Source organism: Agrobacterium sp. ST15.13.015 (assembly GCF_027871645.1).
Lineage (GTDB): Bacteria > Pseudomonadota > Alphaproteobacteria > Rhizobiales > Rhizobiaceae > Agrobacterium > Agrobacterium leguminum.
In genome coordinates this window covers 71,825-96,031 of sequence record NZ_JAQAHF010000007.1, presented here as the reverse complement: position 1 = coordinate 96,031, position 24,207 = coordinate 71,825, and the positions used below count along the sequence as shown (strand labels likewise).

Below are 24,207 nucleotides of genomic sequence, written 5' to 3'. Positions count from 1 at the left end.
GGGCTATGACCCTTATCCCATAAATGCTTGGCCCTTTTCCGGTCCCGATGACAGCATCGTCCGCACTGGAAAAGGAGACGGAAGAGATGGGATATCGCATTGGCGTCGATGTGGGCGGGTCGTTTACGGATTTTGCCGTGTTCGACGATGGGACCGGCGCGCTTTCCACCCTGAAGGTGTTTTCCCGCCCCGATGCGCCCGGAGAAGAAATCCTTCTCGCGCTCGATACGCTGAAAAAGCGCGACGGCATCGAAGCGAAGGACGTTTCCTATTTCACCCATGGCACCACCGTCGGCGTCAACACCGTGATCCAGCGCAACGGCCAGAACGTCGCGCTGTTCACCACCGAAAACTTCGAGGACGTCCTGGGCGTTGCACGCCTGAAAATTCCGCAGATCCACAATCTCTATTCCGTGCGGCCGGAACCGCTCATCCCGCGCGAACGGGTTTTCGGCATAGCCGAGCGCATGCTGGCGACCGGCGAGGTAAAGCTCGCTCCGAGCGAAGAGAATGTGGCGCAGGCTGTCGCCGGCGCCCTTGCAGCCGGTTGCGACGGCATCGTGCTCGCCTTCCTGCATTCCTACCGCAATCCCGAAAACGAACGGGCCGTGAAGGCGATGATCGAACACATCGCGCCGCAATTGCCGGTGGTCTCCTCTGCCGAGACATGGCCGATCATCCGCGAATATGAGCGCACCGTCACCGCCGTCATCAGCGGTTATGTCCAGCCGCGCGTCGCACATTACCTCGACCGTTTCGAAACGGTGCTGCGCGGGCAAGGCATTGCCTGCCCGCTGCTCATCACCAAGACCAATGGCGGTGTCATGGGCATCGATCAGGCGCGGCGGGAATGTGTGCAGATGATCCTCTCGGGCACAGCTTCCGGCGTCATCGGCGCGGGCTATCTGGCGAAGGCCAGCGGCTTTGAGCGGGTGATGAGCCTCGATATCGGCGGCACCAGCGCCGATGTGGCCGTTATCCTGAACGGCGAAGCCCAATATGGGGTCGGCGAACTGATCGGCGATTTCCAGATTCATGTCCCTTCCGTTTCCGTCAGTTCCGTCGGCCAGGGCGGCGGCTCGGTCGCATGGGTCGACAGTCTCGGCCTGTTGCAGGTGGGGCCGGAAAGTGCCGGCTCGACGCCGGGGCCGGCCTGTTACGGACGCGGCGGTAACCGCCCGACGATCACGGATGCCATGGCGGCCGCCAATCTCATCGGCCATATGCCGCTCGGTTATGGCGCGGTGACCGTCGATCACGCCGCATCGCGCGCCGCGCTCTCGCCGCTCGCGGAAAAGCTCGGCCTTTCCGTCGAGGCGCTCGCCGGCAACATCGTCGATATCGCCGTCTCCGGCATGTATGCGGAGGTGAACGCCCTCACCTCCCGCTTCGCCATCGACCCACGCGAATTTCACCTCTTCGCTTTCGGCGGCGCCGGCGCGATGCTCGCCTGCTTCCTCGCCCGCGAGCTGGACATGAAGGGTGTGGTGGTGCCGCCCACCCCGGGCGTCGTTTCCGCGCTCGGCGGCCTGATTGCCGATCTGAAGAACGATTTCATCCGAACCACCTATTGCGATGTGAACGACGGGGAGGCCTCCGATCTCGCCCCCCTTCTCGCCGAAATGCAGGAAACCGGCCGCAACTGGTTGAAAGAACAGGGTTTTAACGGCGATTGCGAGATGCGGCTTTCCGCCGACATGCGCTATCGCGGCCAATCCTACGAAATCGAAACCACGCTCCAGCCGGAATGGCTGGGCAGCGGCGACGCCGGCGCGATAAACAGGGCTTTCCATGAGGAACATGCCCGCCTCTACGGTCATTCCGATGAGCGGGCGGCGGTGCAGATGGTTAATCTCAGGCTCGTCGTCTCCGGGAAAACACCGAAGCCGCCGCTTCGCGAGACAGGCGTGGCCACAGGCCCCGCAAAGCCGCGCTTTCACACGAAAGGCTGGTTTGGCGGCATGGAACACGACATGGCGATCTATCACCGTGACGATCTGGCGGCCGGCCACGATTTCAACGGTCCCGCCATCGTCCTTCAGGACGACACCACCACCGTCGTGCCGCCCGGCTTTACGGTCCATGTGGACCGTTTCGGCAATCTCGTCATTACCAAGCGGGAGTTTTGACCCATGACCATCGATCGCCGCAATCTCAAGGTGCTCGCCAATTTCTGCTCGGCCGCCGCCGATGCCATGGCCTTTACGCTGATGCGCACCGCCCATTCCGCCTTCGTCAAGGAAACCGAGGATTTTTCCTGTCAGGTGGTGACGCGCGAAGGGCTGGCCTTCGCCAATCCCCGGCAATTCGGCGCGCCCTGGTATAGCGGCATCGACTACGCGCCACTGCTTTCCATGTTCGAAGAATATGAAGAGGGTGATATCTGCATCACCAACGACCCCTATAGCGGTTTCGTCGCCACCCACTCGCCGGATATCCACATCTGGAAACCGGTCTTCCATGAGGGCAAAATTGCCTGTTTCGTGGTCGGGCACATCCACAACACCGATGTCGGCGGCGCGGTTCCCGCCTCATTGTCCCGCTCGCTTTCCGAAATCGAGCAGGAAGGCCTGCGCATTCCGCCGGTCAAGCTCGTTCGCAAAGGCAGGCTCGATCCCTTCATCATCGACATGATGAAGGCCAATGTCCGCATGCCGGAACAGAATATCGGCGACCTCCACGCCCAGATCGCCTCCGTTAATATCGGCGAACGCAAGATGCAGGAAATCATCGCCCGCTTCGGCTTTGACGATTTTCTGGACGGGGTGCGCCAGATTTTCGATTATGCGGAAGAGCAGACCCGGCAAATCCTCACCCGGGTGCCCGATGGCGACTATTTCTTTGCCGATTATGCCGATGAGGATTCCGTCGGCGGCCGGCCATGCCGCGTGGCGCTGACACTGAAAATCCGCGGCGGCGAAGCCGTCCTCGATTATACCGGCAGCGACCCGCAGCTCGGCTCGTCGCTGAACATGCCGACCGGCGGCCGCGAGCGGCATTCACTCGTCATGGTCGGACTGACCTATGTGCTTTATACGCTCGATAACAGCCTGCTTCTGAATGCCGGCACCCTGCGCCCGGCACGGGCCGTGCTGCCGGAAGGCACGATCGTCAATTGCCAGCGCCCGGCCGCCGTCGGCATGCGTTCGCTGACCTGCGCCATGACGCAGATCGTCACCATCGGCGCTTTTGCAAAGGCGCTGCCGGAGCTTATTCCCGCCGCCTCACCCGGCGGAAACGCCATCATGAACATCAAGACCAGCGACAGGAACGGCCGCCCGGTCATGGCCTCCATCGGCCCGGTTGGCGGCGGCGGCGGCGGTACGCCCTTCTGCGACGGCAGCGACGGCGCGGGCGGCGCCACCGGTTTTCTGCGCAACACGCCGATTGAAATCAGCGAAGCGGAAGTACCGATCCTTTTCCGCCGTTATGGGCTGCAACGTGACACCGGCGGGGCCGGCCGTTTTCGCGGCGGGCTTTCGGCTGTCATGGAGTTTGAAATATCCTCCCCGGAAACGGTGGTCACGGCCCGCAACCGCAACCGTTCGGTGATGGCGAGCTGGGGTGTCAACGGGGCAGGTCCGGGGCTGATTTCCCGCTTCCTCCGCAATCCCGATACCGAGGGCGAAATCTCGCTCGGCAATACCGATATCGTCCATTGCGGCCCGGGCGATGTCATTCGAGTCGTCGGGCCGGGAGCCGGCGGTTACGGCGACCCCTTCACCCGCCCGCCGCAGGCCGTGCTGCGCGATGTGCGGCGTGGTGCGGTCTCGGCAGAAAATGCTGCAAGACACTATGGGGTGGTGCTCATCGGTGACGAGATCGATGAGGAGGCAACGGCTGCCCTGCGCGCCGCGCCGCGCCGGAAGACGGACGATATCATCAGCTACGGACCGGAGCGGCTCGCCTTCGAGGCGGTCTGGACCCGGGAACGTTATGATCTCCTGACGCAATTCCTGCAAAAATCACCCGTGGGATGGCGCTTCTTCCTGAAACACCGGGTGTTTGAAGCGGTCGAAAACGAGGGCGATGATCACCGCCCCCTTAGCGAGCGGATGGCCGGGATTTTTGACCGGATAAGCGCCCGCTACGGCGTTTGACCTGCGGCACATACCGGCCGCCGAAGATTGCGCTGTCTGCCGGTGGCAAAACAGGATTTTCATTCACCGCCCGCGCCGCAGTCGGTCGATGCTGCTTGCCATCAGGGATTAGCGTTGGGGCATATCCAAAGAGGATTCCACATGACGCTCAGCTTCGATCCAGACAGCTTATCCCTGCCGATCGGCCACTTCATCGGCGACCGGCTGGTTCCGGCGGCAAACGGCATCGACATGCACCGCCCTTCGGACGGCATCGAATATGCCGGTTGTCCCAAGGCGGATGCGGCGCTGGTCGATGAGGCTGTGCAGACTGCCAAGGCCGCGTTGAAGAGCAGCAACTGGGGCGGCGTGCGCCCGCGCGAGCGCACAAAGGTCTTGCAGCGCTGGGCCGACCTGATCGAACAGGAAGCCGAGACGTTGGCGAAAATCGAGGCGCTGTCCTCGACGCGGCCGGTGGGCCAGCTCATCGCCGGCGATATCGCCGTCACCGCCGAACAAATCCGCTTCTTCGCCGAATTCGCGGACAAGGAAGGCGGCGATCTGGTGCCGACCGACGATGCAAGCCTCGGCATGATCATGACCGAACCCTATGGCGTCGTCGGCGCCATCACGCCGTGGAATTTCCCCGTCTCCATGGCCGGCTGGAAGCTCGGCCCGGCGCTCGCGGCAGGCAATGCCGTGGTGCTGAAACCATCGGAAATGACGCCCTTCTCCAGCATCTTCATGGCGCAGCTGGCGATCAAGGCCGGATTGCCGGCAGGTCTCATCAACATCGTGCTGGGCGACGGGCCCGTGACCGGCAATGCCATCACCGGCCATCCCGAAATTTCGAAGGTCAGCTTCACCGGCTCCACCGCCGCGGGCGCCGCCATCATGGCCAACATCGCCCGCACCGGCATCAAGCCCATGACGCTGGAACTTGGCGGCAAGAGCCCGCAACTGGTCTTCGCCGATGCCGATATCGAGAAGGCGGCAGCGGCCATCGCCGGAAATATCCTCTCCAATGCCGGGCAGGCCTGTGTGGCGGGCTCGCGCATCATCGTCGAGGAAAGTGCTGCGGATGCCCTTTCCACCGCGATCATCGCCCGTATGAAGGCAGTGAAGCCGGGCCCGACCTGGGACGAGACGACGCAATATTCGCCGATCATCTCCGAGGTGCAGCGCAAGCGCATCGACGGCATCGTGCAGGCGGCCGTCGCCCATGGCGGCGAATGCCTGACGGGCGGCGCGATCATGGACGGTCCCGGGTATTTCTATCAGCCGACGCTGATCGCCAATGTCGACCAGACCTCTCCTGCCGTCACCGAGGAAATCTTCGGCCCGGTGCTGACGCTGCAGACCTTCCGCACGGAAGAAGAGGCTCTGGCGCTTTCCGACCATCCGACCTACGGTCTGGCGGCGGGTCTTTTCAGCCGTGACGTCTCGCGCGTCATGCGCCTGTCCCGCGCCATCCAGGCGGGCACGATCTGGGTCAACCGTTACGGCCGCTCGCGCGACCACATATTGCCGACTGGTGGTTACAAACGCTCCGGCATCGGCAAGGATCTCGGACGCGAGGCCTATCTCGCCAACCGCAAGAGCAAAAGCGTCCTTATCGGACTGTAACAGGGGTAATGTCTTGAAAACGCATCGCATCGCACTCATTCCCGGAGACGGCATCGGCAAAAGCGTAACGGACGCCGCATGGCAGGTGCTCAACGCCGCCGCCAAAACCTCCGGTTTTGCGCTTGAAGGAACAGAATTCCCCTGGTCGTGCGCCTTCTACAAGGAAACCGGCGCGATGATGCCCAAGGACGGCATCGAAACACTGCGCGGCTTCGACGCCATTCTGCTCGGTGCAGTCGGCTGGCCGGCGGAAGTGCCGGACTCTGTCTCGCTGCACGGCCTGCTGCTGCCGATCCGCAAGGCTTTCGTGCAATATGCCAATATCCGCCCGCACCGGCTTCTGCCCGGCGTGCAGGGGCCTTTGAAGGCCGATGGCTTCGACATTCTCTGCATCCGTGAAAACACGGAGGGCGAATATTCCGGCGCCGGTGGCCGCGTGCATCAGGGCACCGATGATGAAGTTGCCGTCGAAACCTCGATCTTCACCCGCAAGGGCGTGGAGCGCATCCTGCGCTTCGGCTTCGAACAGGCGCAGAAGCGTCGCGGCAAGCTTGCCTCCATCACCAAGTCCAATGCCCAGAAATATTCGATGGTGTTCTGGGACGAGGTGACCCACAAGCTCGCTGCCGAATATCCCGACGTCGAGGTTTCCAGCTATCACATCGACGCCATGGCGGCCCGCATGGTCATGACCCCGGAAAGCCTCGATGTCGTGGTCGCCTCCAACCTCTTCGGCGATATTCTGACCGACCTCGGCGCAGCCATTCAGGGCGGCCTCGGCTTTGCCGCCTCCGCCAATATCAATCCTGACCGCAGCGCGCCGTCCATGTTCGAGCCGGTGCACGGTTCGGCCCCTGATATCGCCCATCTCGGCATCGCCAACCCAATCGCCGCCATCTGGTCCGGCGCGATGATGCTCGAGCATCTCGGCGAAAAAGACGCGGCTGTGCGTATCATGACGGCGCTCGAAACGGCGACCGGCCGGGGTATCGGCACGGTGCCGGGCAAGGACAAGACAGACGCCATCACCGCCGCGGTTCTTGCGGCACTCGACTGATTTCGGAGACAGATGATGCAAGGTTTGAAGGACAAGGAACTCTTTCGCCAGACGGGCTTGATCGGCGGCGCCTGGAAGGCGGCGGCATCGGGCAAGGCGGTCGATGTGATCGATCCGGCGACGCAGGCGGTCATCGGCACCGTGCCAGATATGGACGGCGCAGAAACCCGCGCGGCCATCGAAGCCGCCAACGCCGCCTTCGGCCCGTGGAAGAAAAAGACCCACGCGGAGCGCGCAGCGCTTCTGGAAAAATGGTTCGCGCTGATGATCGAGAATATCGACGATCTCGGCCTGATCCTGACCACCGAACAGGGCAAGCCGCTTGAGGAGGCCAAAGGCGAGATCCGCTACGGCGCATCCTTCGTCAAATGGTTTGCCGAAGAGGCCCGGCGTATCGGCGGCGGTACCATCCCTTCACCGACGCCGGACAGGCGCATCGTGGTGCTGAAGGAACCGGTCGGCGTCTGCGGCATCATAACGCCGTGGAATTTCCCGAATGCGATGATCACCCGCAAGGTCGCGCCGGCACTCGCCACCGGCTGCACCGTCGTCATCAAGCCTTCGGAATTCACACCCTATTCGGCCTTGGCGCTTGGTGTGCTTGCCGAACGGGCCGGCATTCCCGCGGGCGTCATCAACATCGTCACCGGCATGCCGACTGATATCGGCAATGAAATCATGGCCAATGAGACGGTTCGGAAAATTTCCTTCACCGGTTCCACCCGCGTCGGTTCGCTTTTGATGCGCGGCGCTGCCGACAGCGTCAAGCGCCTGTCGCTGGAACTGGGCGGCAATGCGCCCTTCATCGTGTTCGACGATGCCGATCTCGATCTCGCCATTGAAGGCGCGCTGGTTTCGAAATTCCGCAATGGTGGCCAGACCTGCGTCTGCGCTAACCGGATTCTGGTGCAGTCCGGCGTTTATGACGCCTTTGCGAAGAAGCTGGCGGATCGCGTCGACGCCATGCGCGTTGGTCCCGGAACGGAAGCGGGCGTCTCCATTGGCCCGATGATCAACCAACCGGCGATCGCGAAAATCCGCGCCCATATCGATGACGCCGTTTCCAAGGGTGCCACGGTCATCACCAAGCCGCGCAATCTGCCTGATGGTCCGCAATATACAGCGCCCGTGGTGCTGACGGGCGCAACGACGGCGATGCAGCTGGCGAGCGAGGAGACTTTCGGACCGGTCGCTCCGCTCTTCCGTTTCGAGACGGAAGAAGAGGCGCTCGCCATCGCCAATGGAACACCCTTCGGCCTTGCCGCCTATTTCTACACAGAGAACCTCAAGCGCGCCTGGCGTGTGGGCGAAGCGCTGGAATTCGGCATGGTCGGTCTCAATACCGGGTTGATCTCCACCGAGGTCGCCCCTTTCGGCGGCGTCAAGCAATCCGGTCTCGGCCGCGAGGGCGCGCAGATCGGGATCGAAGAATATCTGGAGACCAAGGCCTTTCATATCGGTGGGCTTGCCTGACGCCCACTTCTTTCCTCCCCGCCTAAAGGGCCGCTCTGCGGCCCTTCTTTTTGTGTAGCGCGGAATTGAAAAAGCGGCATTGCGGGAATTGGAAATACAGTCCTGACACAAATAGGTTTGGAAAAGTCGCAGCATTTACTCCGTCACCCCGGACTTGGTCCGGGGTCCAGCGCAATCAAGTCCTTGATCGCAGAAGACTCTTTCACCGCGCAGACGCGCGGTGGCTGGATGCCGGATCAAGTCCGGCATGACGGAAAAACTAACAGCCCTTCTACTGAATCTTGTCCAGCATCTTGTAATAAAAGCCCACCAGCGGCAGGAACCACGGCTTGCCGAAATGACCGGGAACCGCCGGCCAATCAAGCCCCTTCAGCGGATTCTTGTCCGGCCGTCCCAGAATGGCGTCAGCCATAATCATCCCGAGATGCGTCGAGAGCTGCGCACCGTGGCCGGAATAGCCCATGGCGTACCAGACGCCGTCATGGAAACCGGCGCGCGGATAACGGTCCTTGGTCATGTCCACCAGACCGCCCCAGCAATAATCGATCGGCACATGGGAAAGCTGCGGGAAGATGCGATGCAGGCTTTCCGTCAGGATCGCGCCGCTCTTGGCATCAGAACGCTGGTCGGATGTCGCGGAAAAGCGGGCGCGGCCGCCGAAGATCAAGCGATTGTCCGGCGCCAGACGGAAATAATTGCCGATATTCATGGAGTTGACATAGGTGCGGTTGCCCGGAACCGAGGCCTGAACCTCGGCATCCGTCAGCGGCCGCGTGGCGATGATGAAACTGCCGACGGCGATGATGCGGCGACGGAAATAACCGAAGCCGGACGGCGTGTAAGCGCCGGTCGCCACCAGAACATTGTCGGCCGTCACCTTGCCGCGCGGGGTTTCCAGTTCGTGGGTCCTGCCGTTCTGGATGTGCTTCGTCACCGCCGCATTTTCGAAAATCACCGCGCCATGACGGCTGGCGGCTTCGGCAAGGCCGGCCACATAGCGACCCATATGCATCATGGCGCTCTTCTTCGAGAGCATGGCGCCATAAAAGGGCGAACCGATCTCCGACTTGAGATCGACTGCGGAAAGAAGCGCCGTATCGGGATCGACCTCGGCATGCAGCGCCTCGAAATTCTTCGCCAGACCTTCGAAATGCTGCGGCTTGGAGGCAAGCTTCAGCTTGCCCGAGCGGCGGAAGTTGCAATCGATGCCTTCCTCCGCGATCAGGCCCTCCAGCGTATCGATGGAGGAATCGAGCGCCCTGTAGAGGGCGATCGCGCGTTCCTTGCCAAGCTCGGCCTTGGCGGAGAGATAGGAATGGGCGAGACCATTGTTGAGATGCCCGCCATTGCGGCCGGAGGCGCCCCAGCCGACCCGCTCCCCTTCAAGAACGACCACCCGCGCGCCGGCCTTGGCCAGCTGGCGCGCGGCACCGAGACCGGTGAAACCTCCACCGATGACGGCGACATCGTAATGACCTTCGACGGGACCTTGCGCGGCACCTGAAAATTGCGGCGCGGTATCGTGCCAATAGGAGACGAACTTCATGGTCCCGACCTTTCCTTACAATCCAACCACGCCTGCCAGGCCGGAAATATCGGCGATTTCGACATAACCGTAATAGGGATTTGCGGGCTCGTGACCACGATTGACCCAGACCTTGTTCTTGATGCCGAGATCATGGGCCGACATCAGATCGTAACGGAACGAGGAGGAAACATGCAGCATGTCTTCCGGACCGCAGCCCAGCATGTCGAACATATATTCGAAAGCCTTGAAGCGCGGCTTGTAGGCCTGCGCCTGCTCGGCGGTGTAGACCGCGTGGAAGGGCGCACCGAGTTTTTCGACATTCGACATGATCTGCGAATTCATGGCATTGGAGAGGATGACGAGGGGAATTTCCTTCGCAACCTTGGCAAGCCCGGCCGGAACATCGGCATGCGGGCCCCAGGTCGGAACGCGCTCGTAAACGAAGGTGGCATCTTCATCCTTGAAGGCCACGCCATTGCGCTTGCAGCTGCGCGAAAGCGAATTGTGAACCACCTGAGCATAGGGCTTCCAGTCGCCCATGATCTCATCCAGACGATAGGCCGCAAAATTCTTGATGAACTGCTGCATCTGCGCTTCATCGAGACGATCGCCATAAAGATCGCGGGCGGCCTCTGCCATCTGGAAATTGATCAGCGTGCCGTAGCAATCGAAGGAGATGTATTTCGGGCGGAAGATGGTCATGTCGTCGTCATCCTTGCTTGGGGATCGGCCGTGCCGGAATGAATTGATCATAGAAAGCCTTTGCCCGGTCGACGCACCGCAATTGCCATTCGCGGAAGCAGATTGTTGCGTATGCAGCCGCCAGTTTGGCAGAGAGTTGCGTTGAGGCAAACCGGAAGCCGCCGCCGGTCCCCGGTTTACGGCCGGGTGCGGACAAGATGCGGCATAAGATGCGGCGGCGGATAAAAGCAACAGCGAAACATATCGAACCTTCCCATTTGTCGGGACAATCTTCTTTCGGCATCGGTCTATCAATGAATAAGCAGAAAAACGGAGTTCCGGCATGCAGGCGAGCCTGATCGATATCCAAACGTTTCAACCGGACCACCTCGACGCGGCCGTTGAACTTTCCCGCCAGGCCGGCTGGCCGCACCGGAAAGAAGACTGGGCGCTGGTCCTTTCCCTGAGCAAGGGTTTCGTCGCCCTGGAAAACGGGCGCGTCGTCGGAACCGCCATGGCGACGATTCTCGGAGACACCTGCGCCACCGTCAATATGGTGATCGTGGACGAGAGCATGCGCGGCCGCGGCCTTGGACGCCAGCTGATGGGCGCGGCATTGGACGCAGCAGAAAATCGCGAGTGCCGCCTTGTAGCTACGGCCGACGGCCTGCCCCTTTATGAAAAGCTGGGCTTCGCCGCCTGCGGCGAGGTGCTCCAGCATCAGGGCATTCCGGCCGCGACCGACAGGCCGGAAGGTGTCACCTGGGCGGAAACCATCGATCCGGCCGAACTCGCCGTGCTTGATGCGCAGGCTTTCGGTGCGGATCGCACAACCCTCTTTGCAGCACTTGCCGACAGGGCGCGTTTCGCCCTCGTGCAGGAACAGGGCGTCATCAAGGGCTTTGCAGCACTTCGCGCCTTCGGGCGCGGCGAAGTCATCGGCCCGGTCGTGGCGGAAAACGCTGAAATCGCGAAAGATTTGATCGCATTCGTGTTTTCTGAACGTCCCGGCGCATTCCTTCGTGTGGACACCAGCGCCGATACGGGCCTTGCCTCCTGGCTTGCCGAACGCGGTCTTGGCCATGTCGGCGGCGGCATCGCCATGCGCCGGTCGAAAACCGAAATCCCCGCCGACAAAAAACTGAAAACATTCGCATTGACCAGCCAGGCGCTGGGCTGAATCCGGAGAGACCCCATGTTAAGCAATTCACTGATCGAACTGGATCGCGCCCATCTGGTGCACCCTGTCTCCTCCTTCCGTGGCCATGAGAAGCTGGGCGTGCGGGTGCTGCAATCGGCACGCGGCGCCACCGTCACCGATATGACCGGCCATCAGCTCATCGACGGTTTTGCCGGCCTGTGGTGCGTCAATGCCGGCTACGGGCACGACAGCATTGTTGAAGCAGCGGCAAAGCAGATGCGGGAATTGCCTTATGCAACCGCCTATTTCGACATTGGCAGCGAACCGGCAATCCGGCTGGCCTCCGAGCTTGCAGACCGCGCACCGGGCGATCTTAACCACGTCTATTTCACGCTTGGCGGTTCCGATGCGGTGGACAGCACCATTCGGTTCATCCGCTATTACTGGCATGCCAAGGGCCAACCGCAGCGCAACCAGTTCATTTCCATCGAACAGGGTTATCACGGCTCCACCACCGCCGGTTCGGGCCTCACCGCCCTGCCCGCTTTCCATGCCGGTTTTGGCGTGCCCTACGACTGGCAGCACAAAATCCCGTCGCACTACGCCTACCGTAACCCGGTGGGAAGCGACCCGGCCGCCATCATCGCATCCTCCCTCCAAATCCTGAAGGACAAGATCGAGACGATCGGTCCGGACCGCGTCGCCGCCTTCTATGCGGAACCGATCCAGGGTTCCGGTGGGGTTCTCGTGCCGCCTCCCGGCTGGATCAAGGCCATGCGTGACCTCTGCCGGTCCTATGGCATCCTCTTCGTCGCCGACGAGGTCATCACCGGCTTTGGCCGCACGGGGCCGCTGTTTGCCTGTGCCGACGAGGATATCGTGCCGGACTTCATCACCACCGCCAAGGGTCTGACCTCCGGCTACGTGCCGATGGGTGCCGTCTTCATGGCGGACCACGTCTATGATACAATAGCCGACTTCGCAGGCGAGGCCGCAATCGGGCACGGCTACACCTATTCGGCCCATCCCGTCAGCGCCGCCGTCGGTCTCGAAGTGCTGAAACTTTACGAGGGCGGGCTGCTGGAAAACGGCCGCCGCGCCGGTGAAAGGCTGATGGCGGGGCTTGAGAGCCTCAGAAGCCATCCGCTGGTCGGCGATGTCCGCGGGCGCGGCATGCTCGCCGCCATCGAACTCGTGACCGACAAGGACAAGAAAACGCCGCTGCCGGCCGCTGCGGCACCCGCACGCAAGGTTTTCGACCGCGCCTGGGAAAACGGTCTGATCGTGCGCGCCTTTGCGAACGGTATTCTGGGTTACGCGCCGCCGCTCTGCTGCACCGACAGCGAGATCGACGCCATCATCGAGCGGACGCTGAAGACCCTCGACCAGACGCTCGAAGACCCCGCAGTACGGGCCGCCATGGCCTGAGGCGATAGCCGGGTGGCGTTGCGGCATCCTCTCGAAATGTCGCAACGCACCGCATATTCGCAATATTCTGCCGAAGAGCCGATCCATTTCGGCGAATCCGGTGTGCCGAAAGTGCCAAACTATTAATGCAAACGGCACTAAACGCCATAAAAAAGGGCGTAATCGTAAATGGGAACGGGGCAAGGATCCCGTCCGGGAACAGAATAATCTGCCGCCGGCTCCCCAAGAGGCTTAAGGCGGCAAAGCGGAGACCGACATTGCCCAAAAAACTGAGCGACTTCAAATATATGAGCTTCGACGTGGTGGGGACCCTCATCGATTTCGAAGGCGGCCTGAAATCGACGCTGGCCGCAATCGGCGCGGAAAACGGCGTGGAGGTCGATGGTGAAAAGGCGCTCGCGCTTTACCGCGCGGCCCGTTATTCCGACGCGACCGACCTGTTTCCGGATGACCTCGTCCGCGTATACCTGATCATCGCTCCCGAACTTGGCCTGCCGGCGGAACGCGCGCTCGGTGAACGCCTGCGCGATGCGGCAAAAAGCTGGAAAGGCTTTGAAGACAGCCGCGCCGCCATGGCCGAACTTGCCAAGACGCATCGCCTCATCGCCATGACCAACGCCCAGCGCTGGGCCTTCGAATATTTCTCGAAGGAACTCGGCAATCCCTTTCATGCCGCTTTCACGGCGGATGACACCGGCACCGAAAAACCCGATCCCGCCTTCTTCGAAAAGGTCTTCGCCTTTGTGGAAAGCGAAGGCGCATCGAAGGACGACATTCTGCACGTCGCGCAAAGCCAGTACCACGATATCGGCATTTCCCGGAAACTGGGCATGACCAATTGCTGGATCGAGCGTCGCCACGCCCAGAAAGGATATGGCGGTACGATCGAGCCGGAAAACTTTACCGAGCCGGACTACCACTTCACCTCGATGGCCGGCCTTGCCGAAGCAGTGAAACATACGGGCGGCTGAGCCGCCCCGCCAATGGCGTGCCGCGAACTGGGATGCGGCATGCCGGAAATTTCTTCAGACGCATTTCAACAAATCATACAAAAGGGGAAGACCATGAGTGACAGGATTACAAACTGGACCCGCTCCGACGATGCCGCCGTTGAACAGGCGATCCGGCGCGGCGCAACGCGGCGTGAGCTGCTTCACATGCTGCTGGCGGGTGGCGTCGCCCTTTCCGCCGGTTCGGCCATCCTCGGCCGCGCTTCAAATGCCGTGGCCGCAACGCCGGTCTCTGGCGGCACGCTGAAAGCTGCCGGCTGGTCCTCCTCCACCGCCGATACGCTCGATCCGGCAAAAGCCTCGCTTTCGACGGACTATGTTCGTTGCTGCGCGCTCTATAACCGTTTGAGCTTCCTCGATGTTTCCGGAACACCACAGCTGGAGCTGGCCGAAGCTATCGAAACGAAGGACGCCAAAACCTGGACGGTGAAGCTGCGTTCAGGCGTCACCTTCCATGACGGCAAGGCCCTGACGGCCGACGACGTGGTTTATTCGCTGAAGCGACATCTCGATCCGGCCGTCGGTTCCAAGGTCGCAAAGATTGCCGCGCAGATGACCGGCTTCAAGGCTCTTGACAAGAGCACAGTCGAAATCACGCTGGCGAACGCGAATGCGGACCTGCCATCCATTCTGGCCCTGCATCATTTCATGATCGTTGCCGACGGCACCACGGATTTCTCCAAGGGCAACGGCACTGGCGCTTTCAAGCTCGAAAAATTCGAGCCGGGCGTGCGTTCGATCATGAGCAAGAACACCAATTACTGGAAGTCTGGCGGCCCGCACATCGACAGCTTCGAATTCATGGCGATTTCGGACGACAATGCTCGCGTCAACGCCCTTCTTTCCGGCGATATCCAGCTTGCGGCCTCCATCAACCCGCGTGCACTTCGCCTGCTCGACAAGCAGGACGGTGTCGTTCTGTCCAAGACGACATCGGGGAACTACACCAACCTCAACATGCGTCTTGACCAGGCGCCCGGTAACAATGCCGATTTCGTAGCTGGCATGAAGTCGATCGTCAATCGCGAGCAGATCGTCAAGGCGGCCCTGCGCGGCCTCGGTGAAGTCGGCAACGACCAGCCGGTTCCGCCGATGAGCCCCTATCACAATCCGGACCTCAAGCCGAAAGCCTTCGATCCTGACAAGGCGAAGTTCCACTTCCAGAAGGCCGGCCTCATTGGCCAATCCATTCCGGTCATCGCATCGGATGCGGCAAGCTCTTCCGTCGACATGGCGATGATCATCCAGGCTTCCGCCGCCGAAATCGGCGTCAAACTGGATGTGCAGCGCGTGCCTTCGGACGGTTACTGGAGCAATTACTGGCTCAAGGAGCCTGTCCATTTCGGCAACATCAACCCGCGCCCGACACCGGATATCCTGTTCTCGCTGCTCTATGCTTCCGACGCACCGTGGAACGAAAGCCAGTACAAGTCGCCGAAATTCGACAAGCTGATGCTCGAGGCACGCGGCATGCTCGATATGGACAAGCGCAAGCAGATCTACTTCGAACTGGAAACGATGATCGCCGACGAAGCCGGCACCATCATTCCCGCCTATATTTCGAATGTCGACGCCATCAGTTCCAAGCTCAAGGGTCTGGAAGCCAATCCGCTCGGCGGCATGATGGGTTACGCCTTTGCGGAATACGTCTGGCTCGAAGCCTGATAGACCATGGAGCCGGGCGCGAAAATGCGCCCGGCAGCCTTTCCGTCGTTGCGGAAAGCCTCCACAATCAGGCACGTCGCAGGAGCATGTGAATGAACAGCCGGATATTATCCCTTATCGCCAGGCGGCTGGTCGTCATGCTGACGACGCTGCTTATCGTGTCGTTTATCGTCTTTTCCGCCACCAGCCTGCTGCCCGGCGACACGGCGACGATCCTGCTTGGCCAGGCGGCGACGCCGGAGGCCGTGGCCGGCCTGCGCACCGCCATGCATCTCGACGATCCGGCCCTCCTGCGTTTCGTCCGCTGGCTTCTCGGCCTGCTGCAGGGTGAACTCGGCACGTCCTACGCCAACAACATGGCGATTGCCGATCTTATCGGCCCGCGCTTCGTCAACTCCATGAAGCTTGCCGGCATTACCACCATCATCGCCGTGCCGCTGGCTCTGACCCTCGGCATCAGCTCCGCCATGCTGCGCGGAACGCTTTATGACCGGGCCGTCACCGTACTGACCATCGGCGTCATTTCGGTGCCGGAATTCATGATCGCCACACTCGCCGTGCTGCTTTTCGCCGTCTATCTGAAATGGCTTCCGGCGCTGTCGCTGGTCAGCGAGGTTCACACGCTTTTCGATGTGCTGCGGGTCTATGCCATGCCGGTCATCACGCTGACCTTCGTCGTTTCCGCACAGATGATCCGCATGAGCCGCGCTGCCGTCATCGAGACGCTGGATACGCCCTATGTGGAAATGGCGCTTTTGAAGGGCGCGCCGCGCATGCGCATCGTGCTTCGCCATGCGCTTCCCAATGCGCTCGGTCCCATCGTCAATGCGGTGGCGCTGTCGCTTTCCTATCTCGTCGGCGGCGTCATCATCGTCGAGACAATCTTCAATTATCCCGGCATTGCCAAGCTGATGGTCGATGGCGTCGCAACCCGCGACCTGCCGCTGATCCAGAGCTGCGCGATGATCTTCTGCGTCGGTTATCTCCTCCTCATCACGACGGCGGATATCATCGCCATCATGTCCAATCCGAGGCTGCGCTGATGGCCGACAATATTAAAACAACTTCGGGGACCTCGCGTTTGGGTTACAAGATCAACGCAGTCGGTGTTTTCGGCTTTCTCGTCATTTTTTTCTGGGCCATGGTCGCAATCTTCGCGCCCTATCTCATTCCGCATCCGGTCGGTGAGATCGTCGATCTCGATTATTTCGGGCCGATGACCTCCGATCTCTGGCTCGGTTCCGATTATCTCGGCCGTGACGTGTTCTCCCGCATTCTCATGGGCGCGCGTTTCACGGTCGGCATATCGCTCGCCGCCGTCACCATCGCCTGCACCTCCGGCGTCGTGCTCGGCATGTGCGCCGCCGTCATCGGCGGCTGGTTCGATGCGGCGCTCAGCCGGTTTCTCGATGCGGTAAATTCCATTCCGAGCAAGCTTTTCGGTCTCGTGGTCGTCGCCGCCGTCGGCTCTTCCATTCCGGTGCTGATCATCACGCTCTCGGTCATCTATACACCGGGCGCCTATCGTTTCGCCCGGGCGCTCGCCGTCAACGTCAACACCATGGATTTCGTCACCGTCGCCCGGGTGCGCGGCGAAAGCCTGTTCTACCTCATCGGCTCTGAAATCCTGCCGAACATCGTCCGGCCCGTCCTGGCCGATCTTGGCGTGCGCTTCGTGTTCATCGTGCTGCTTCTGTCGGGCCTTTCCTTCCTCGGCCTCGGCCTGCAGCCGCCGAATGCGGACTGGGGCGCGCTGGTGCGTGAGAACATCGGCGGCCTGCCGTTTGCGGCCCCCGCCGTCATCTTCCCGTCGCTGGCCATTGCCAGCCTGACGATCAGCGTCAACCTGCTGATCGACAATCTGCCGCAGAAAATCCGCGACAGGAGCGAATAATGAGCAATCTTGTTGAAATCCGTGGACTGAAAGTCGAGGCCACCACCGATTCCGGCCGCCGTATCGACATCATCAAAGGCGTGGACATCGACATCGCCGATGGCGAAATCGTCGCGCTGATCGGCGAAAGCGGCTCCGGCAAGACTACCATCGCGCTGACCATGATGGGCTATGCCCGGCCGGGCTGCCGCATTTCCGGCGGCAGCGTCAAGGTGGCGGGCCAGGACATGGTGCAGCTTTCCGAAGTCGAACGCGCCAAAGTCCGCGGCACAAAAGTGGCCTATGTGCCGCAGAGCGCCGCCGCCGCCTTCAACCCGGCGCAGAAGATCATCGACCAGGTCATCGAAGTCACCCGCATCCACCATCTGATGCCACCGCAGGAAGCACGCACGCGGGCGGTTGAACTTTTCAAGGCGCTGTCGCTGCCCAACCCCGAGACCATCGGCGAGCGTTACCCGCATCAGGTGTCCGGCGGCCAGCTTCAGCGCCTCTCCGCCGCAATGGCGCTGATCGGCAATCCGAAGCTGGTGATCTTCGACGAGCCGACCACCGCTCTCGACGTCACGACCCAGATCGAGGTTCTGCGTGCCTTCAAATCGGCAATGCGCAAGAACGGCATCGGCGGCGTTTATGTTTCGCACGATCTCGCCGTCGTCGCCCAGATCGCCGATCGGATCGTTGTGCTGAAAGGCGGCGAGGTTCAGGAAACCGGTACGACCACCGATATCCTCGAAAATGCCCAGCATCCCTACACGAAGGAACTGCTGACGGCCTTTCATGACAAGGCGCGTGTCATCACACCCGCCAGACAGGAGCAGGCAACGCCGCTGCTGGACATCGAAAAGCTGATCGCCGGTTACGGAACGAAGGGCGAAGACAAGATGCCGCTGGTGCGGGCGGTGGATAGCGTCAGCCTCTCGGTCTATCCCGGTCGTAATCTCGGCATCATCGGCGAATCCGGTTGCGGAAAATCGACGCTGGCGCGCGCCATCGCCGGCATTCTGCCGGCGGCCGGCGGCCATGTCATCTTCGAAGGCCGGGAACTGGATGCGGATGCCCGGCGTCGAACCGGCGACCAGCTGCGCCGGATGCAGATCGTGTTCCAATATGCCGATACCGCACTCAACCCCTCGAAACCCATCGAGGATATTCTCGGCCGGCCGCTGACCTTCTATCACGGCATGAAAGGCAAGGCGCGCGACGCCCGGATCGATGAACTTCTCGATATGGTGAAGTTGCCGCGCTCGGTGCGTCACCGCCACCCTTCCGGTCTTTCCGGCGGCCAGAAACAACGCGTCAATTTCGCCCGCGCACTTGCCGCCGAACCCTCGCTCATCATCTGCGACGAAATCACCTCGGCACTCGATACCGTGGTGGCGGCCGCGATCATCGATCTTCTCGGAGAGCTGCAGCGGGAGCTGAACCTCTCCTATATCTTCATCAGCCACGATCTCTCGGTGGTGGAAACCATCTGCGACGAGATTGTCGTGATGTATGGCGGGCAGAAGGTGGAGCATCTGGAAACCGAAGCGATCAAATCGCCCTCCCACCCCTATTCGAAACTGCTGTTTTCCTCGGTGCCGAAACTCGACCCGACATGGCTCGACAATCTCCAGCAGGATGCGGAGCTGGTGCGGGCGTTTTCGAAAAGGTGAGAATGAAATGATACGGCCCGGCAACGGGCCGTTTTCTCACACCTCACAGCGGAAACAGGCTGGTCAGCGGCATATGCGACTTGATGATCGGCGATTTCAGCACCACGAAGCTGAAATATTTGTCGATGCCCACATCCATATCGGTCAGCCGCTCCATGATCGACTGGTATTCAACGATGCCAGAGGTGACGAATTTCAGCAGGTAATCGTAACCGCCCGAAACAAGGTGGCATTCCACCACCTGGTCGATCTTTTCGACAACGCCGAGGAAGCGGGCGAAATCGATCTGGCGATGGTTCTTCAGCGTGATTTCCGTAAACACCGTCAGCGTCTGGCCGAGCTTGTTGATGTTGATCTGCGCCGAATAACCCTCGATATAACCTTCCGCCTGCAGCTTCTTCACCCGCATCAGGCAGGGGCTTGGCGACAGATTGACAAGTTCCGCCAGCTCGACATTGGTGATGCGACCGTTTTTCTGCAATTCGTAGAGGATCTTGATATCGATCCGGTCAAGTTTCATCACGTGCGGAACCCCTTTTTTGTTTTTTGAACACGCGGCATAAAATTCTGGCGCGGCAAAGGAAATCTTACCACATGGGCGAACCCTGTCGACGTGGGGATATTTTTTTGATGCAGCATAAAGAGTTGCAGAGGCGTCGCCCAACAGCAGGAGATTCCGGCAAGAGGCCCAGTCTGGCAGCGTTTACACGCCGGCTGAGGTAAATTAGGACGAATATAAGGAGTCCGACCATGCCCGCCCCGCTGCAACAGATCACGACATCGCCGGAACTGCCGACATCCGCAGACGCCGTCATTATCGGCGGTGGAATCGTCGGTGTCTTCGCCGCCTATTATCTTGCCCGGCGCGGCCTGAAAGTGGCGCTGGTCGAAAAAGGCCTGATCGGGGCCGAGCAATCCAGCCGCAACTGGGGCTGGTGCCGCCAGCAGAACCGCGACGCCCGCGAATTGCCGATTTCCACCAAGAGCCTGGCGCTCTGGGAAGAGTTTGGCGCAGAGAGCGGCGAGGACACGGGTTTTCGCCGCTGCGGGCTGTTTTACCTGAGCGACAATGAGGCCGAACTTGCCGGCTGGGCGCGCTGGCGCGACTTTGCCATTACCGCAGGCGTGACGACCCATATGCTGAGCGCCGATGAGGCGAGCGAACGCGGCCGATCCACGGGAAAGCGCTGGAAGGGCGGCGTGTTTTCGCCGACGGACGGCACGGCCGATCCTTCCATGGCAGCACCCGCCGTGGCGCGCGCCATCATCAAGCTGGGCGGCACGGTGCATCAGAATTGCGCCGCACGCGGGCTTGAGACGGAAGGCGGCCGGGTCAGCGCCGTCGTCACCGAAAAAGGCACGATCCGCACCAAAACCGCCATCATGTCCGGCGGGGCCTGGGCGTCGTCCTTTTGCCGGCAGCTCGGCATTCGTTTCCCGCAGGCCTCCGTCCGCTCTTCCATCCTCTCCGTCACACCAGGTGCGGAAGGACTGCCGGATGCGCTGCACACCGCCGCCGTTTCGGCAACGAAGAGAAAAGACGGCGGTTACACGCTCGCCATCAGCGGGCTGGGGCGCATTGACCCGACGGCGCAGCAGATGCGGTTTGCCCGTGAATTCATCCCGATGTTCCTCAAGCGCTGGCGAAGCCTGCGGCCGGGCGGGCTGGAAGGCATTCGCGGCGGCCACGAGACGCTGAAACGCTGGCGGCTCGATGCGCCGACGCCGATGGAACGGGTTCGTATTCTCGACCCGAAACCCAATGCCGCCGCCATCCGCGAGACTCATCGAAGGGCGCTTGAGCTTCTGCCCGCCCTCGGCAAAACGCAGATTTCCGCTGCCTGGGCCGGTTTCATCGACAGCACGCCCGATGGCGTGCCCGCCATCGGCGAAACCAGCGAATTGCCCGGCTTCATTCTCGCCGCCGGCTTCAGCGGCCATGGTTTCGGCATAGGGCCGGGCGCCGGCCATCTGATCGCCGATATCGTGACGGGCTCGAACCCGATCGTCGATGCCGCCCCCTATCACCCCAGCCGTTTCCTGAACTCGTCCTGGGGCAAGGTCGCGGATTTCTGATCCTCGCTTAGTGGGATGCGACAGGCTGACCACGACGGAAACGGCCGATGTGAAAATCCGCAATCGGCGTCGTGGTCTTCCCGGTCGCTATCAGCTCCGCCATCACGTCGCCGACACCCGGGCCGATCTGGAAACCGTGGCCGCTGAAGCCAAAGGCATAATAAAGGCCGGAGGTTGCGGCACTGTCTCCCATGACCGGCAGATCGTCGGCCATATAGCCCTCCACGCCGGACCAGGTGCGGATCAGCCGGGCATGGCGCAAGGCGGGCGCCAGCCGCAGAAGCTGACGCAGCTGGGCATCGAGCCCGGCGGGATCGTATTTCGCCCGGCGTTCATCCAGCGCGGCGGCGCATCGTTTCACCCCGCCGAAAATGACGTTTCCGCGCGGGATTTGCCGCATATAGATCACTTCGCCGGGAATTTTGGTGGAAACGCCAACGACCGGGTGAATGAACCATGGCAAGGGTTCCGTCACGCCCATTTGCGGGCCGGCAACCTCCAGCGGTACCGCCTCGCCCAAAGCGCCAGCAAACCCGCCGCCCCATGCGCCGCTGGCGACCAGCACCACGGGCGCGCGATAATCCCCTTCCGCCGTCATTACCCGGAAATCCTCACCGGCCTTTTCGATGGCCAGAACCTCGCAATTTTCCACGATCCTTGCACCGTCCCGCCGCGCCGCACGGGCGAAGGCGGGCGCGACGAGGCGCGGATTGGCGTGACCATCATGCGGCGACCATGATCCGGCAACCGCTTCCGGTCCGATGAAGGGAAATTTCTGCCGGATGACCTCGCGCGGGAGGATATGCAGCTCCAGACCATATTGCGCGGCATCGTCGCGGTATTTCTCGACCGTGGCGATCTGTTCTTCCGTCCAGAGAAACCGGATATGGCCGACGGGCATGAATTCCACATCCGCGCCGGTCAGTTGCGGGATGCGGCTCCAGATATCCCGCGATCTGTTGGCGAGCGGAAGCTGCCCGAGGTAACGGCCCTGACGGCGGACATTGCCGAAATTGGTGCCGCTCGCCTGCTGGCCGACGAGGAAACGCTCCAGCAGAATGACGCTGACGCCCCGTTGCCGCAGGAAGAATGCCGTGGCCGTTCCGACAATACCCCCGCCGACAATAATGACATCCGCCTCCGCAAGCGTGTTACGCATCATCGTCTCCCCTCACAATCGCCAGCGGCAGCGGTTTTACCGGCGCCTGCCCGCGCAGCCGTCCCGCCGATTCCACCGGCAGACCAGAGGCGGCGGCGACAATCTCCTGTCCCGCCTGCCCGCAAAACCGCCCCTGGCACCGGCCCATGCCGGCCCGCGAGAAAGCTTTCGAGCGATTGACCTCCGTTGCGCCCTTGCCGGTCACGCTCGCGCGCAGCTCTCCCGCCGTTACCACCTCACAGCGGCAGATGATCGTGTCGTCGGCAAGTGTCTGCGCCAACTGGTGCGGCCAGGGGAAGGCCCGGGCCATTCCCTGCGCAAAGCGCCTCGCAGCTCTCAATTGCTTTCGGCAGCGGCCGATCTCCGCGCGGGATGGCTTCAAACCCTGATCCTCAAGAAGCCCGAAGGCGGCAAGCCGGCCGGAGGCTTCCGCACCATCTGCACCGAGAATACGCACGCCATCGCCCGCCAGATAGACATTCCGCACCGAACTGCGCCCCATATCGTCCACATCCGGCAACCATTGCCGGATCGTCGGATGAAAGGAGAAGCGGCAACCTGCAAGATCGGCAAGCTGGCTTTCCGCCCGCAGATGATAACCCATACCGACCGCATCGCAGGCGAGGCGTGTTTCCTCACCGGAGGCATTCCGGTAGCGGATACCGGTCACATCGCCCTCGGCGTCACCGATAATCTCTAACGGGACGATACCCCGCTCGATCCTTGCCCCGCCGGCCAACAGCGCCCCAACGAGCCGCATGCCCTTGAGGAGCTGCAACGGTCGCGCGATCATCCCCGGCAGGCCCTTGATCTGCGTGGAAAATGGCGTGGTATCCAGCACTGCCACGGGCGCCGCGCCTGCCTTCATATATTGATAGGCCACGAGATAAAGCAGCGGCCCGGTGCCCATGAAAACCACCCGCCGACCTATCGCACAGGCTTGCGCTTTCAGGGATATCTGCGCAGCGCCAAGCGAAAAACATCCCGGCCTCGTCCAGCCCGGCAAAGGCATGATGCGGTCGGTCGCACCCGATGCGATGATAAGGGCGTCGAAATTGAGAGCTTCGGATGTCTCGGCGCGCTGAATATGAATGCGATTGTCGCGGATTGCCCATGCCAGGGTCTGCGGGCAGTAATCGATGTGGTCCGAAAGCCCGTCGAATACCTCGTGCAGAGCCTTCGCCTTATCCGCTTCCGTGCCGTAAAGGGCCGCATAGGAGCGTCGAAAATTTTGCGGCTGGCGGCGATAAATCTGGCCGCCGCTGCGATCTCCCTCATCGATGACGACGGGGCGGAGCCCCGCCCGCACCAACGCCTCGGCGGCACGCGTACCGGCGGGGCCGGCGCCCACGATCACGACGCGCAAATCTGCCATAACCCCTCCGGAACCTCGGTTCTGATATCCATGCCCGGGAGTACGGCGGTGGAACAGGCGCGCAGCCGCTCGCCTTCACCGGTCCAGACCCAGCAATCCTGACAGGCGCCCATCAGGCAGAACCCCGCCCGCTCGCCATCGGCGAACTCGGACAAACGGGCAAAGCCGCGCGAGAGCATCAGCGCCGTCAGCACTGTGTCGCCCTCCAGCGCCTCGACCGGCATGCCGTCAACCAGGACAGGGCAAGCCGCGCGTCGCTCTTCGGCAATGCGCCTGAATCTGGCCGGCATCCGCGTTTCCTTTCCCGAAATCTTCGCAGGCACCTCTCCTGCACCTTCACAGATTTCCACGGCAGAAGGT

At 61.6% G+C, this 24,207-nt stretch carries 20 protein-coding genes; 13 read left to right on the top strand and 7 right to left on the bottom strand.

The window, feature by feature from the left end; translation table 11 throughout:
- Positions 1-86 precede the first annotated feature (86 nt).
- The 5 genes from PIB16_RS12855 (at position 87) to PIB16_RS12835 (ending at position 8,235) form a co-directional block, all read left to right on the top strand.
- On the top strand, positions 87-2,129 hold the full coding sequence (locus PIB16_RS12855; protein ID WP_271045692.1) for a hydantoinase/oxoprolinase family protein: 2,043 nt from the start codon (positions 87-89) through the stop codon (positions 2,127-2,129).
- 3 nt (positions 2,130-2,132) lie between these two features.
- Positions 2,133-4,100: a hydantoinase B/oxoprolinase family protein gene (locus PIB16_RS12850; RefSeq protein ID WP_271045691.1), complete on the top strand. Its 1,968-nt coding sequence runs from the start codon at positions 2,133-2,135 to the stop codon at positions 4,098-4,100.
- Positions 4,101-4,241: 141 nt separating this feature from the next.
- Positions 4,242-5,705, top strand: coding sequence for an aldehyde dehydrogenase family protein (locus tag PIB16_RS12845; protein ID WP_271045690.1), 1,464 nt, complete (start codon positions 4,242-4,244; stop codon positions 5,703-5,705).
- A 13-nt stretch (positions 5,706-5,718) separates the two neighbouring features.
- Positions 5,719-6,762: a tartrate dehydrogenase gene (locus tag PIB16_RS12840; RefSeq protein ID WP_271045689.1), complete on the top strand. Its 1,044-nt coding sequence runs from the start codon at positions 5,719-5,721 to the stop codon at positions 6,760-6,762.
- 15 nt (positions 6,763-6,777) lie between these two features.
- On the top strand, positions 6,778-8,235 hold the full coding sequence (locus PIB16_RS12835) for an NAD-dependent succinate-semialdehyde dehydrogenase (RefSeq protein ID WP_271045688.1): 1,458 nt from the start codon (positions 6,778-6,780) through the stop codon (positions 8,233-8,235).
- Positions 8,236-8,506: 271 nt separating this feature from the next.
- Here PIB16_RS12835 and PIB16_RS12830 read toward each other — a convergent pair whose 3' ends face one another.
- From PIB16_RS12830 to PIB16_RS12820, 3 genes are read right to left on the bottom strand one after another with little or no spacing between them, the layout of a single operon-like run.
- Positions 8,507-9,781, bottom strand: a complete 1,275-nt coding sequence (locus tag PIB16_RS12830; RefSeq protein WP_271045687.1) for an NAD(P)/FAD-dependent oxidoreductase — start codon at positions 9,779-9,781, stop codon at positions 8,507-8,509.
- A 15-nt stretch (positions 9,782-9,796) separates the two neighbouring features.
- A complete protein-coding gene (locus tag PIB16_RS12825) occupies positions 9,797-10,465 on the bottom strand; it encodes a haloacid dehalogenase type II (RefSeq protein ID WP_035221404.1) in 669 nt (222 codons plus the stop codon).
- A gap of 7 nt (positions 10,466-10,472) precedes the next feature.
- Positions 10,473-10,823, bottom strand: coding sequence for a hypothetical protein (locus tag PIB16_RS12820; protein ID WP_137004789.1), 351 nt, complete (start codon positions 10,821-10,823; stop codon positions 10,473-10,475).
- Between PIB16_RS12820 and PIB16_RS12815 the strand changes: the two genes are divergently transcribed.
- The 7 genes from PIB16_RS12815 (at position 10,788) to PIB16_RS12785 (ending at position 19,237) form a co-directional block, all read left to right on the top strand.
- Entirely contained in the window at positions 10,788-11,624 is an 837-nt protein-coding gene (locus tag PIB16_RS12815; protein WP_271045686.1) for a GNAT family N-acetyltransferase, read from the top strand. The two genes, PIB16_RS12820 and PIB16_RS12815, sit on opposite strands and share 36 nt — an antisense overlap.
- 15 nt (positions 11,625-11,639) lie before the next feature.
- Positions 11,640-13,013, top strand: coding sequence for an aspartate aminotransferase family protein (locus PIB16_RS12810; protein WP_271045685.1), 1,374 nt, complete (start codon positions 11,640-11,642; stop codon positions 13,011-13,013).
- Between the two features lie 257 nt (positions 13,014-13,270).
- Positions 13,271-13,984 (top strand): HAD-IA family hydrolase, encoded by a 714-nt coding sequence (locus PIB16_RS12805; protein WP_271045684.1) that lies wholly within the window; start codon positions 13,271-13,273, stop codon positions 13,982-13,984.
- Positions 13,985-14,077: 93 nt separating this feature from the next.
- The gene (locus PIB16_RS12800) at positions 14,078-15,688 is read left to right on the top strand and encodes an ABC transporter substrate-binding protein (RefSeq protein ID WP_271045683.1); all 1,611 of its coding nucleotides are present in this window, start codon (positions 14,078-14,080) and stop codon (positions 15,686-15,688) included.
- 92 nt (positions 15,689-15,780) lie between these two features.
- Positions 15,781-16,731, top strand: coding sequence for an ABC transporter permease (locus tag PIB16_RS12795; protein WP_003524664.1), 951 nt, complete (start codon positions 15,781-15,783; stop codon positions 16,729-16,731).
- On the top strand, positions 16,731-17,582 hold the full coding sequence (locus PIB16_RS12790; protein ID WP_059753371.1) for an ABC transporter permease: 852 nt from the start codon (positions 16,731-16,733) through the stop codon (positions 17,580-17,582). The genes PIB16_RS12795 and PIB16_RS12790 overlap by 1 nt, the downstream gene beginning before the upstream one ends.
- Positions 17,582-19,237, top strand: coding sequence for an ABC transporter ATP-binding protein (locus tag PIB16_RS12785; RefSeq protein ID WP_271045682.1), 1,656 nt, complete (start codon positions 17,582-17,584; stop codon positions 19,235-19,237). The genes PIB16_RS12790 and PIB16_RS12785 overlap by 1 nt, the downstream gene beginning before the upstream one ends.
- Positions 19,238-19,280: 43 nt before the next feature.
- On the opposite strand, the gene PIB16_RS12780 is transcribed toward PIB16_RS12785, so the two are convergent.
- The gene (locus tag PIB16_RS12780; protein ID WP_003506856.1) at positions 19,281-19,757 is read right to left on the bottom strand and encodes an Lrp/AsnC family transcriptional regulator; all 477 of its coding nucleotides are present in this window, start codon (positions 19,755-19,757) and stop codon (positions 19,281-19,283) included.
- A gap of 230 nt (positions 19,758-19,987) precedes the next feature.
- Here PIB16_RS12780 and PIB16_RS12775 point away from each other — a divergent pair, with 230 nt between their 5' ends.
- On the top strand, positions 19,988-21,313 hold the full coding sequence (locus PIB16_RS12775; RefSeq protein ID WP_078053492.1) for an NAD(P)/FAD-dependent oxidoreductase: 1,326 nt from the start codon (positions 19,988-19,990) through the stop codon (positions 21,311-21,313).
- Between the two features lie 7 nt (positions 21,314-21,320).
- On the opposite strand, the gene PIB16_RS12770 is transcribed toward PIB16_RS12775, so the two are convergent.
- From PIB16_RS12770 to PIB16_RS12760, 3 genes are read right to left on the bottom strand one after another with little or no spacing between them, the layout of a single operon-like run.
- Complete coding sequence (locus PIB16_RS12770) at positions 21,321-22,472, bottom strand: NAD(P)/FAD-dependent oxidoreductase (RefSeq protein ID WP_271045681.1); 1,152 nt, start codon at positions 22,470-22,472, stop codon at positions 21,321-21,323.
- Entirely contained in the window at positions 22,465-23,847 is a 1,383-nt protein-coding gene (locus PIB16_RS12765; protein WP_271045680.1) for an FAD/NAD(P)-dependent oxidoreductase, read from the bottom strand. The genes PIB16_RS12770 and PIB16_RS12765 overlap by 8 nt, the downstream gene beginning before the upstream one ends.
- Positions 23,826-24,137: a (2Fe-2S)-binding protein gene (locus PIB16_RS12760; RefSeq protein ID WP_269313437.1), complete on the bottom strand. Its 312-nt coding sequence runs from the start codon at positions 24,135-24,137 to the stop codon at positions 23,826-23,828. Before PIB16_RS12760 ends, PIB16_RS12765 begins: the two co-directional genes overlap by 22 nt.
- Between the last annotated feature and the right edge of the window lie 70 nt (positions 24,138-24,207).

Excerpts from the sequence above, each read along its gene's own strand:
- PIB16_RS12855 (WP_271045692.1), top strand. The coding sequence starts at position 87 with ATGGGATATCGCATTGGCGTCGATGTGGGCGGGTCGTTTACGGATTTT.
- PIB16_RS12850 (WP_271045691.1), top strand. The coding sequence starts at position 2,133 with ATGACCATCGATCGCCGCAATCTCAAGGTGCTCGCCAATTTCTGCTCG.
- PIB16_RS12845 (WP_271045690.1), top strand. The coding sequence starts at position 4,242 with ATGACGCTCAGCTTCGATCCAGACAGCTTATCCCTGCCGATCGGCCAC.
- PIB16_RS12835 (WP_271045688.1), top strand. The coding sequence starts at position 6,778 with ATGCAAGGTTTGAAGGACAAGGAACTCTTTCGCCAGACGGGCTTGATC.
- PIB16_RS12830 (WP_271045687.1), bottom strand. The coding sequence starts at position 9,781 with ATGAAGTTCGTCTCCTATTGGCACGATACCGCGCCGCAATTTTCAGGT.
- PIB16_RS12825 (WP_035221404.1), bottom strand. The coding sequence starts at position 10,465 with ATGACCATCTTCCGCCCGAAATACATCTCCTTCGATTGCTACGGCACG.
- PIB16_RS12815 (WP_271045686.1), top strand. The coding sequence starts at position 10,788 with ATGCAGGCGAGCCTGATCGATATCCAAACGTTTCAACCGGACCACCTC.
- PIB16_RS12810 (WP_271045685.1), top strand. The coding sequence starts at position 11,640 with ATGTTAAGCAATTCACTGATCGAACTGGATCGCGCCCATCTGGTGCAC.
- PIB16_RS12800 (WP_271045683.1), top strand. The coding sequence starts at position 14,078 with ATGAGTGACAGGATTACAAACTGGACCCGCTCCGACGATGCCGCCGTT.
- PIB16_RS12795 (WP_003524664.1), top strand. The coding sequence starts at position 15,781 with ATGAACAGCCGGATATTATCCCTTATCGCCAGGCGGCTGGTCGTCATG.
- PIB16_RS12790 (WP_059753371.1), top strand. The coding sequence starts at position 16,731 with ATGGCCGACAATATTAAAACAACTTCGGGGACCTCGCGTTTGGGTTAC.
- PIB16_RS12785 (WP_271045682.1), top strand. The coding sequence starts at position 17,582 with ATGAGCAATCTTGTTGAAATCCGTGGACTGAAAGTCGAGGCCACCACC.
- PIB16_RS12780 (WP_003506856.1), bottom strand. The coding sequence starts at position 19,757 with ATGAAACTTGACCGGATCGATATCAAGATCCTCTACGAATTGCAGAAA.
- PIB16_RS12775 (WP_078053492.1), top strand. The coding sequence starts at position 19,988 with ATGCCCGCCCCGCTGCAACAGATCACGACATCGCCGGAACTGCCGACA.
- PIB16_RS12770 (WP_271045681.1), bottom strand. The coding sequence starts at position 22,472 with ATGCGTAACACGCTTGCGGAGGCGGATGTCATTATTGTCGGCGGGGGT.
- PIB16_RS12765 (WP_271045680.1), bottom strand. The coding sequence starts at position 23,847 with ATGGCAGATTTGCGCGTCGTGATCGTGGGCGCCGGCCCCGCCGGTACG.
- PIB16_RS12760 (WP_269313437.1), bottom strand. The coding sequence starts at position 24,137 with ATGCCGGCCAGATTCAGGCGCATTGCCGAAGAGCGACGCGCGGCTTGC.